The 9,917-nt window shown below is 31.9% G+C and carries 9 protein-coding genes; 8 read left to right on the forward strand and 1 reads right to left on the reverse strand.

What is annotated here, in order from left to right; genetic code table 11:
* The 7 genes from ACIQ11_RS05855 to ACIQ11_RS05885 all read left to right on the forward strand — a co-directional run.
* On the forward strand, window positions 1-1,289 hold a 1,289-nt coding region (locus ACIQ11_RS05855; RefSeq protein WP_396153687.1), incomplete at its 5' end, for a tetratricopeptide repeat protein.
* 1 nt (window position 1,290) lies between these two features.
* Window positions 1,291-2,070, forward strand: coding sequence for a DUF4292 domain-containing protein (locus ACIQ11_RS05860; RefSeq protein WP_396153689.1), 780 nt, complete (start codon window positions 1,291-1,293; stop codon window positions 2,068-2,070).
* A 20-nt stretch (window positions 2,071-2,090) separates the two neighbouring features.
* Window positions 2,091-3,356 (forward strand): murein hydrolase activator EnvC family protein, encoded by a 1,266-nt coding sequence (locus tag ACIQ11_RS05865; RefSeq protein WP_396153691.1) that lies wholly within the window; start codon window positions 2,091-2,093, stop codon window positions 3,354-3,356.
* A gap of 690 nt (window positions 3,357-4,046) precedes the next feature.
* Window positions 4,047-5,051 carry a tRNA dihydrouridine synthase DusB gene (dusB, locus tag ACIQ11_RS05870; RefSeq protein ID WP_396153693.1) on the forward strand — a complete coding sequence of 335 codons (1,005 nt, stop codon included), beginning with the start codon at window positions 4,047-4,049 and terminating at the stop codon, window positions 5,049-5,051.
* A 204-nt stretch (window positions 5,052-5,255) separates the two neighbouring features.
* Complete coding sequence (locus ACIQ11_RS05875) at window positions 5,256-6,224, forward strand: 2-hydroxyacid dehydrogenase (RefSeq protein WP_396153695.1); 969 nt, start codon at window positions 5,256-5,258, stop codon at window positions 6,222-6,224.
* A gap of 39 nt (window positions 6,225-6,263) precedes the next feature.
* Window positions 6,264-6,650 carry a DUF4234 domain-containing protein gene (locus ACIQ11_RS05880; protein ID WP_396153697.1) on the forward strand — a complete coding sequence of 129 codons (387 nt, stop codon included), beginning with the start codon at window positions 6,264-6,266 and terminating at the stop codon, window positions 6,648-6,650.
* A gap of 124 nt (window positions 6,651-6,774) precedes the next feature.
* Window positions 6,775-7,086, forward strand: coding sequence for a DUF2752 domain-containing protein (locus tag ACIQ11_RS05885; RefSeq protein ID WP_396153699.1), 312 nt, complete (start codon window positions 6,775-6,777; stop codon window positions 7,084-7,086).
* Window positions 7,087-7,106: 20 nt separating this feature from the next.
* Here ACIQ11_RS05885 and ACIQ11_RS05890 read toward each other — a convergent pair whose 3' ends face one another.
* The gene (locus ACIQ11_RS05890) at window positions 7,107-8,900 is read right to left on the reverse strand and encodes a GNAT family N-acyltransferase (RefSeq protein ID WP_396153701.1); all 1,794 of its coding nucleotides are present in this window, start codon (window positions 8,898-8,900) and stop codon (window positions 7,107-7,109) included.
* 259 nt (window positions 8,901-9,159) lie between these two features.
* Here ACIQ11_RS05890 and ACIQ11_RS05895 point away from each other — a divergent pair.
* Window positions 9,160-9,917: exodeoxyribonuclease III (locus ACIQ11_RS05895; RefSeq protein ID WP_396153703.1), on the forward strand; the 758-nt coding region annotated here is incomplete at its 3' end.

The raw sequence follows: 9,917 nt of genomic DNA on the forward strand, positions 1-9,917 counted from the left end.
TCCTTTTTCAAATTTCTTTTGGACAGATAAATCCAGAAGAAGTAGAAACTGCGGAAAATGAATTTGAAACTAATTTTTTTGATGCTTTAAAAGAAAAAGCTATAGAAAATTACGACAAAGCTATTATATCTTTACAAAAATGTTTGCAAAAAGAACCTTTAAACCCAGAAATTCACTACCAATTGGGCGTAAATTATTTAGCGCAAAAAAATTATATAGAAGCAGAAAATGCGTTTCAAAAAGCGGTCGATTTAGAGCCCAAACAACGTTGGTATTGGAATGGTTTGTACGATGTACATTATCAAACCAAAGCGTATGAAAAAGCAATTATCATAGTTGAAAAATTAGTGACTTTCGATGCAAATATGAAAGAAGATTTGGTGTCGTTATATATGACCACACAACAATTTGATAAGGCAAAAATAGCAATTGACGACATCGAAAGTAAAGGCACATTGTCTAAAACAATTGAAATGTACCAATTGCAACTTCAAAATATGTCGAAAGGCAACAAGCCAAAAATAACCGATTTGGAAGCGGCTATAAAAAGCAACCCTAAAGCAGAACAAAATTATATCGATTTAATTTATGCGTATTCTGTAAACAATCAAGAAGACAAAGCATTTCAAACGGCTTTGTTGTTAGAAAAAGAGCTGCCAAATTCTGATTTAGCACACGTTAGTTTGGTTAAATTTCATATTCAAGCGAATGACATTTCAAAAGCTACAGATTCTTACAAAAGAGTTGTAAAAAGCAGTAAAATTGATTTTAAAATTAAGCAACGCGTTTTAAACGAGTACTTAATATTTGCCACAAAAAATCCACAATTGCTTGTAGAAATTGACAATAGCATTTCATATTTCGACAATAATGTAGGTATGGATGTAAATAAAGAATTAGGAAAATTTTTCTATAATAAAAATAATTTCGAATTGGCACAGAAGTACATCGAAAAATCCAATTCAAACGACATTGAAGCGATTGATTTACTTTTGAATATTTATGATTTCAATAAGCAATTTGAAAAAATGGCAAAAAAATCAGAAGAATATATTGACTTATTTCCAACCAAAGCCAATTTGTATTATTACGCCGCAAAAGGAAATAATAACTTGAAAAATTTTAAAAAAGCAAAAGATTTTTTAGAAATGGGAATTGATTATGTTATTGATGATCCAAATTTAGAAGTTGGATTTTGCAAGCAATTTATAATTTGCGCCGATGGATTATCGGATTTAAAAATGAAACAAACCTATCAAAAAAGATTAGATGCAATTTCTAAAAAATAATATGAATAAACTTTTCACATTTCTAATATTAGTAGTCGTTTTAGCTTCGTGCAAAACGAAAAAAACAGTCGTAGAACAAACCGTTGCTAAAGAAGCAGTGGTTGATAATAAAGCGAAAGCAATTATTGAAAAGCATTATCAAAATACGTTGAATTTTCAAACGGTTTCTATTCGTTCTGCTGCAGATTATGAAGACCAAAAACAATCCATTTCCATAGGTGCCGATATCCGAATTAAAAAAGATGAAATCATTTGGATCAATCTAAAATTTTTCGGAATCCCAATGGCAAAAGCACTTATAACGCCATCAAGAGTAAGTTATTATGAAAAAACAAACGGAACTTTTTTTGATGGTGACTATTCTATTTTAGCTAAAATGTTAGGTACCGATTTAGATTTTCAAAAAGTGCAAAATTTGTTGTTAGGACGTCCTATTGATGATTTAACCAAAGACGTTTTCATTGCAGAAATTGCAACTAATCTAGTGCAATTAAAATCAAAAAAACAAGCCGATATTGAAAAGTTATTTCGTTTTGAAACAGGAAATTATTTGTTAAAAGAACAATTTATCAATCAAATTTCAAAAAACAGAAATGTTTTAGTGAACTATCCATCTTTTAGTAATCAAGACAATATTTTTCTTCCAACTGGCGTTTCTATTATTGCCAACCAACAAAATCAAGTTAAAATTAATGTAGAATATAAAAAAATTACGTTTAATGAATCATTATCGTATCCATATTCTATCCCAGATGGTTATTCTCAAATAAAAATAGATTAATTTTGTAAAAAAATTCAAGAATGAACAAATTTCTTTTATCCCTATTCGTACTCTTTTTCTCCTTTTCAGCAATAGCACAAATTGATGAGAAAGAAAAATTAGAACAAAGAAAAGAACAACTTTTAAGAGAATCAGCCGAGTTAAAGATTAAACTTCAGAACGAAAAGAAAAAGGAAAAATCCGTTTTGAAAGAAATTGCGGGACAAGATGCTCAAATTAGAATTTCCGAAAAAATCATTTCTACAATCGCCAAACAAGCACGAATTTTAGACGACAATATTTATTTAACGCAATTAGAAATTAATAAGTTAAATAAAGATTTAAAAATAATGAAGGAAGATTATGCAAAAATGATTGTGAAATCATACAAAAGTCGCTCTGAACAAAGCCGATTTATGTTTGTGTTGTCTTCTACAAGTTTTTTGCAAGCCTACAAGCGCGTACAGTATATGAAACAATATGCAGGGTACAGAAAACGTCAAGCTGAAGAAATCAAAGTAAAACAAGCCCGATTAGGTGTCGCTGTTGGCGAATTACAAACCAACAAAAAAGAAAAAGAAGTGGTTATTGTTGAAAAAACAAAAATCAAAGCCGAACACGAAAAACTAAAACAAGAAAAAGTAGAAACGGCAAAACTTATACAAAAAGATAAGAAAAAAATTGCAGCAGATATCGCTAAAATGGATAAAGAAAGAAAATCCATCGATAAAAAAATCAAAAAAATGATTAACGATGCGATTGCTGCAGAAAACAAAAAGAATGCTGCTAAGAAAAAAGCGGCAGCAACTGCTTCAGGGAATACCGCGCCTGTAAAAACAGCACCGGTTTCTTCAACAAAAATTGAATTAACACCTGAAGGAAAATTATCTTCAGATAGTTTTAAAGCCAACAAAGGGCAATTGCCTTGGCCAACAGAAAAAGGATATATTTCCACTGGATATGGCGATCAACCACATCCAGATTATAGCAATATTGTGATTCATAACAGTGGAATCGACATCACTACGGATTCTGGTTCATCGGCACGTGCCGTTTTTGCTGGCGAAGTTTCTGGCGTACAAGTGTCTCAAACCACAAATACTTATACGGTACTGGTGCGTCACGGAGATTTCTTTACCGCATATAGTAATTTAAGTAGCGTCTCGGTTTCTGTAGGAAATAAAGTTACGGCAAAACAAACGTTGGGCAAAATTAAAACAAATGCCAAAGGGAATTCGGTATTAAAATTTGTTATCAATCAGAATACAACGGTTCTAAATCCAAAAAGTTGGTTAAAACCTAAATAATTTTTAGGAGCAAAACCCTTATTTCCAGAAGACTTTCGGTCCCGCTATCCGCTATATTTTTTCTTTTGTTGCCTGAGGTACTCGAAGGCAACAAAAGAAAAAGATGCCGCTCCTATCGGGGCTAAAACACAACAATTGTTTTCAAAAAACTTTCAGCGAAAATCCGTAAAATCGACTCAACCTCTGTACCCATTAAAGTGCTTATATGTTTTTTTTTGCCACGGATTACAAATATTACACAGATTTTTTGAACGCAATCTTTTGTGAACTATTTTGAGCGAAGCGTCTTATCGCATTTCAAAGAATCTATGTGCCTATGTGTTTATTTTTTTACCACGGATTACACAGATTTACACAGATTTTTTAATCCAGTCTATTGTGAGTTATTTTGAGTGTAGCGTCTTATCGCATTTCAAAGAATCTATGTGCCTATGTGTTTATTTTTTTACCACGGATTACACAGATTCACACAGATTTTTATTAAAATTTGAGTAAATCCGTTCAATCCGTTCAATCCGTGTACCCATTAAAATGCCTATGTGTTTAATTTTTTTTACCCCGGATTACACAGATTCACACAGATTTTTTAATCCAGTCTATTGTAAGTTATTTTCAGCGTAGCGTCTATACGATTTCCAAAAATCTATGTGCCTATGTGTTTAAAATAAACTTTTGTACTACCTTTGCACTATGCCAAAAATAGGAAACATAATTTTGCCCGATTATCCTTTACTTCTTGCCCCTATGGAAGACGTAAGCGATCCGCCATTTCGCCGTTTGTGCAAAATGCACGGAGCAGATTTAATGTATTCTGAATTTATTTCCTCTGAAGGTTTAATTCGTGATGCAATGAAAAGCAGAATGAAACTCGATATTTTCGATTACGAACGACCAGTAGGTATTCAAATTTTTGGTGGCGACGAAGAAGCAATGGCACTTTCTGCAAAAATTGTAGAAACCGTTCAACCAGATTTGGTAGATATTAATTTTGGTTGCCCCGTTAAAAAAGTAGTGTGTAAAGGTGCTGGCGCAGGAGTTTTAAAAGACATCGACTTAATGGTTCGATTAACCAAAGCGGTAATCAAATCCACACATTTGCCAGTTACTGTAAAAACCCGTTTGGGTTGGGACGAAAGTTCTATAAATATTGATGAAGTAGCCGAACGTTTGCAAGATATTGGCGTACAAGCCTTAACCGTTCACGCCAGAACGCGCGCTCAAATGTATAAAGGGCACTCCGACTGGACACATATAGAACGTATTAAAAACAATCCACGAATTTCTATGCCTATTTTCGGAAATGGCGATATCGATTCTCCAGAAAAAGCGTTAGAATATAAAAATAAATTTGGTTTAGACGGAATGATGATTGGTCGTGCCGCCATTGGTTACCCTTGGATTTTTAACGAAATCAAGCATTTTTTCAAAACAGGTGAAAAATTAGCCCCGCCAACTGTTGCAGACAGAGTAGAAGCTGCTCAAAATCACTTAATCTGGTCAATGGAATGGAAAGGCGAACGCGTTGGAATCGTAGAAATGCGTCGTCATTATACCAATTATTTCAAAGGCATTCAAGATTTTAAACCATACAAACAACGCTTAGTTACCACCGACGGACACAACGAATTATTTGATATTTTTAATCAAATAAAAGAAGTATATGCAAATTACGACAATGCTTTAATAGGTCAATAAACTAATTTCTTAAGCTTTTTGATTCAAATTATTAACATCTGTATTCCTAAAATCATCGTTTAGTTTGTCACCCTGAAAGGGTCTCAAGAACTATTTTCGTTTTGTAAATTAGTGAAATCTGTGTCAATCTGTGTTAGAGTTTACGTGTTTCTTATTTAAAAAATTGCGAATCTCTTCGAAATAATCTAACTTTCCGTTTTCAAAATGAATTCTATGCAAACTATTTCTACGATTAAAATTCTTCATCTTGACACCAATCATCCGTTGCTTTGGGAGCAATTAGAAAAGGCTGGTTTCATTAATGAAGCAGATTATACTTCCACCAAAGAAGCAGTAGAAAGTAAAATAGAAAACTATCACGGAATTGTCATTAGAAGCCGATTTAAAATTGATAAAACCTTTATTGATAAAGCAAAAAACTTACAATTCATTGCACGTGTAGGTGCCGGTTTAGAAAGTATCGATTGCGAATATGCCGAAAGTAAAAACATTAAGCTAATTGCCGCTCCTGAAGGAAATGCTTCAGCTGTAGGCGATCACGCTTTAGGAATGATTTTATCCCTTTTTAATAACTTAAATATTGCGGATAAGGAAGTAAAATCCGGACAATGGAATCGTGAAAGCAATCGCGGAACAGAATTGGACGGAAAAACAGTTGGAATTATTGGATATGGAAATATGGGAAAATCTTTCGCAAAAAAACTAAGCGGTTTTGATGTAGAAGTTTTGTGTTGTGATATTTTACCAAATGTTGGCGATTCAAATGCGAAACAAGTTTCCTTACAAGAAATACAACAAAAAGCAGATGTGTTAAGTTTACACATTCCGTGGACACCAGAAACCGATAAAATGGTAAATACTACGTTTATCAATCAATTCTCAAAACCATTTTGGTTTATAAATACCGCAAGAGGGAAATGCGTAGTCACTACCGATTTAGTTTCTGCATTACAATCCGGTAAAATTTTAGGTGCAGGTTTAGATGTTTTAGAATACGAAAAACTATCTTTTGAAACCTTATTTGAAGGTGAAAAACCAGAAGCTTTTGAATACTTGTTAAACGCTAATAATGTAATTTTATCACCACATATAGCAGGTTGGACAATTGAAAGTAAAGAAAATCTTGCGCAAGTTATTGTAGATAAAATTTTGCGAGTGTATGTAACAAAATAAAAAAATAGACATCTAATCAAAAACTAAAACTATAAAATTATGAATGAAGTTACAAAACAAGAGGAGTGGAATAACCCAAAACCAAATCTTCCCGTATTTAAAGTAGATCCAGTATTGGTGTTGATTTTTGGAATTTTAACTTGCGGATTGTACTTGATTTATTGGAACATAAAAGCCGCTGAAGTAATGAATGCCGCTGCAGGAAAAGAAGTTATATCTTCACCAGTTGCTATATTAGCGGGATGCTGTATGCCAATTAATTTATATTATTATTGGGTAGCAGGAAAAGAAGCTCTTCCGAAAATATACGAATTAACGGGTCAACCTCAAAAAGATGAATCAGTACTTTTATTGATTTTAGGTTTTTTCTTTCCAATGGTTTCAGCAATGATTATTCAAGGTGATATAAATAAATTATACAATTAAACCTTTTATAAAAAATAGAATTTTAGGAATAATTGGTGTACTTGTTACACTAATTGTTCCTTTTTTTATACAACAAAATAATTCAGGAAATTTAGATAACGAACAATCTTTATGTCCGTTCAAAATGTTAACTGGTTTTCCGTGTCCAGGATGTGGAATTACAAAATCTATTGTATATTTTTACGAAGGCGATATTTATAGAAGTTTATTTCATCATCTATTTGGACCACTTTTTGTATTTTTTTGTCTCTTGGTTTTGTTTAAACTTATTGCAGAATTAATTTATAAAAAACCATTTTTTGATAAATTATTTTACAGTATGAAGCTTGCTTATTTTATGGGAGTATTATTAGGAATCTATCACTTAATTAGATTGTTTTTCTTCATCAAAGACAATAATTTAGATTCGGTTTTGAAACAATCTATTTGGCGTTAAGATTTTAAAAAAAATAAATATTAGCCTTTATGTTTTCTTTCTAATTCGGCTTGAAATTCTTCCATTACAGGCTTAACCGTGCTTTCTGGAATATCTGAAATTTTAATATACATCAATCCATCAATAGCATTATTAAACATTGGGTCAACATTAAACGCTACAACTTTCGCATTTTGTTTGATGTATTTTTTTATTAAAACAGGTAATCGCAACGAACCTGGTTCAATTTCATCTATAATTTTATCAAATTTATTTAAGTCGGCTTCAGTTTCATTGAAAACGAAATCTTTATCTGCGTCTTTTAATTTTACCTTAAACTCTTTTTTCGGTTTTATATATTGCGCAACATACGGGTCATAATAATTAGATTTCATAAATTCAATCATTAACGATTTTGAAAATTCAGAAAACTGATTACTAATACTCACGCCACCAATTAAAAATTTATGTTCCGGATAATGTAAAGTAGTATGTACAATTCCTTTCCAAAGTAAAAACAATGGCATTGGTTTTTGTTGGTATTGCGATATAATAAAAGCCCTTCCCATTTCAATAGATTGACTCATCATATCATTTAATTCGGGTTCAAATTTAAATAGTTCATTTAAATAAAAACCTTCTAAACCATATTTCGGAAATATTTTCGAGCCAAATCCCATTCTATATGCTCCGGCAATCATTTGAGCGTCATCATCCCATAAAAACATATGGTGATAGTATTGGTCGTATTTATCTAAATCAATTGCTTCATTTGTGCCTTCGCCTACTTCTCTAAAAGTAATTTCTCGCAAACGACCAATTTCGTGTAAAATATTTGGAATTTTTTCGGCAGTAACTAAAAATACTTTATAGTTTTTACTTTGCAATAATTGATAATCGCCTTCTTTTAAGAAGTTAATTTCCTCAATAATTTGTTCGTGATTGGCAGGTTTTACAATTTGTTTCGCTGCTTTCGGGCTGGTGAATTTTGGAAATGTCAACTTAAAGTTTTCTTCCTCAAACGAATTAGAAAGCATATAAGTTTTCTTTCTTAAAAAATTTCCTAATTCTGGAATACTTTCGTATTCATTCAATTCATTAACCGAAATGGGTTTTCCAATTCTAACTTTAATTACTCGGTTTTTCTGAGTTAGTAATTCGCTTGGTAATTTTGCCGTTCGTAACGTATCGTTTAATTTAGATAAACTGTAAAATAACTTGCTGTTTTGAGCGTGAAAATAAATAGGAACAACAGGGACTTTTGCTTTTTTAATAATTTTTAAGGCACCTTCTTCCCAAGGTTTATCTACAATTAATTTTCCATCTTTATAGGTGGAAACTTCTCCTGCTGGAAAAATCCCTAAAGGTTTTCCATCGCTTAAATGACGTAATGTTTCTTTTATTCCAATTACACTCGATTTAGCGTCTTTATGATTTTCAAACGGATTTACCGGCATAATGTACGGTTTCATCGGTTCAATTCTGTGCAATAAAAAATTGGCAATTATTTTGAAATTAGGTTCGCGTTCTAACATTAATTTCAATAATAAAATACCATCAATTCCACCTAAAGGATGATTAGATATAGTGATATAAGCGCCGTCTTTTGGTAAACGTTTTAAATCTTCTTCCGGAATTTCGAATTTAATTTGAAACTCATCTAAAATAGCATTCAAAAATTCTAAATCACTTAAATGTTTATTTCGATTGTATATTTTATTGAGTGTAGAAATTTTGAGAACTTTCATGAGCAACCACCCAGAAAAAGTTCCAACAAAACCATACTTATCCGTTTTTATCGCTTTCGCTACTTCTTTTGCAGTAACTAATCCCATTTATTTGTGTTTTGACAGAGAAACAAAGATAACAATTCTATTCAATTTCCGTATAACTTGCTGTAACAATTGCCAACAATTTAATAATTGGCGTTTTTTGCTAAATTTTTTATAAATTACTCATTTAATGACACATTTTATTGAAAACTTTTTCTATTTTTGAGAATTAGATTTTTAAACACAATCGTACATTCTGAAAATAAGCAAAAGTAGGTTTGAAATTAAAAATTTATTACAGTTTTAAAACTTAAAATAGTTAATGAAGATTATCTCTTATAATGTAAACGGAATTAGAGCAGCCATAACCAAAGGGTTTATTGAATGGCTAAAAAGTGCTAACCCAGATGTAATTTGTTTACAAGAAATCAAAGCTACGGAAGATCAAATTCCAACAGATGAAATCACGGCTGCGGGTTATCCGTATCAATATTATTTTTCTGCACAAAAAAAAGGGTATAGTGGTGTCGCCATTTTATGTAAAACCGAACCTAAAAATATCGTATTTGGTACAGGAATTGAAAGTATGGATTTTGAAGGAAGAAACCTTCGTGTGGATTTTGAAAACCTTTCAGTAATGAGTATGTATTTGCCTTCCGGAACCAATAATGACAGACTTGGATATAAGTTTCAATATATGGACGACATTCAGGATTATATCGTAAACTTGCGACAAGAAATTCCGCATTTAGTTGTTTGTGGCGATTATAATATCTGTCACGAAGCTATTGATATTCATAATCCAAAAGGAAACGAAAAAACATCAGGATTTTTACCCGAAGAACGTGCTTGGTTAGACGGTTTTATGAAGACAGGTATGATTGATACATTTCGTCATCTAAATAAAGAACCGCATAATTATAGTTGGTGGAGTTATAGAGCAAATGCAAGAAACAACAATAAAGGTTGGCGAATTGACTATTGTTTAGCTGCCGAACCTTTAAAAGAAAAAATAAAAAGAGCCTTAATTTTACCAGAAGCAAAACACTCAGATCATTGTCCGGTTTTGGTGGAAATAGG

The organism is Flavobacterium sp., from assembly GCF_044361065.1.
Classification (GTDB): Bacteria; Bacteroidota; Bacteroidia; order Flavobacteriales; family Flavobacteriaceae; genus Flavobacterium.

What these genes read in the sequence shown, in the direction of transcription:
- ACIQ11_RS05860 (WP_396153689.1), top strand. Translation starts at nt 1,291, where the DNA reads ATGAATAAACTTTTCACATTTCTAATATTAGTAGTCGTTTTAGCTTCG.
- ACIQ11_RS05865 (WP_396153691.1), top strand. Translation starts at nt 2,091, where the DNA reads ATGAACAAATTTCTTTTATCCCTATTCGTACTCTTTTTCTCCTTTTCA.
- dusB (WP_396153693.1), top strand. Translation starts at nt 4,047, where the DNA reads ATGCCAAAAATAGGAAACATAATTTTGCCCGATTATCCTTTACTTCTT.
- ACIQ11_RS05875 (WP_396153695.1), top strand. Translation starts at nt 5,256, where the DNA reads ATGAATTCTATGCAAACTATTTCTACGATTAAAATTCTTCATCTTGAC.
- ACIQ11_RS05880 (WP_396153697.1), top strand. Translation starts at nt 6,264, where the DNA reads ATGAATGAAGTTACAAAACAAGAGGAGTGGAATAACCCAAAACCAAAT.
- ACIQ11_RS05885 (WP_396153699.1), top strand. Translation starts at nt 6,775, where the DNA reads ATGTTAACTGGTTTTCCGTGTCCAGGATGTGGAATTACAAAATCTATT.
- ACIQ11_RS05890 (WP_396153701.1), bottom strand. Translation starts at nt 8,900, where the DNA reads ATGGGATTAGTTACTGCAAAAGAAGTAGCGAAAGCGATAAAAACGGAT.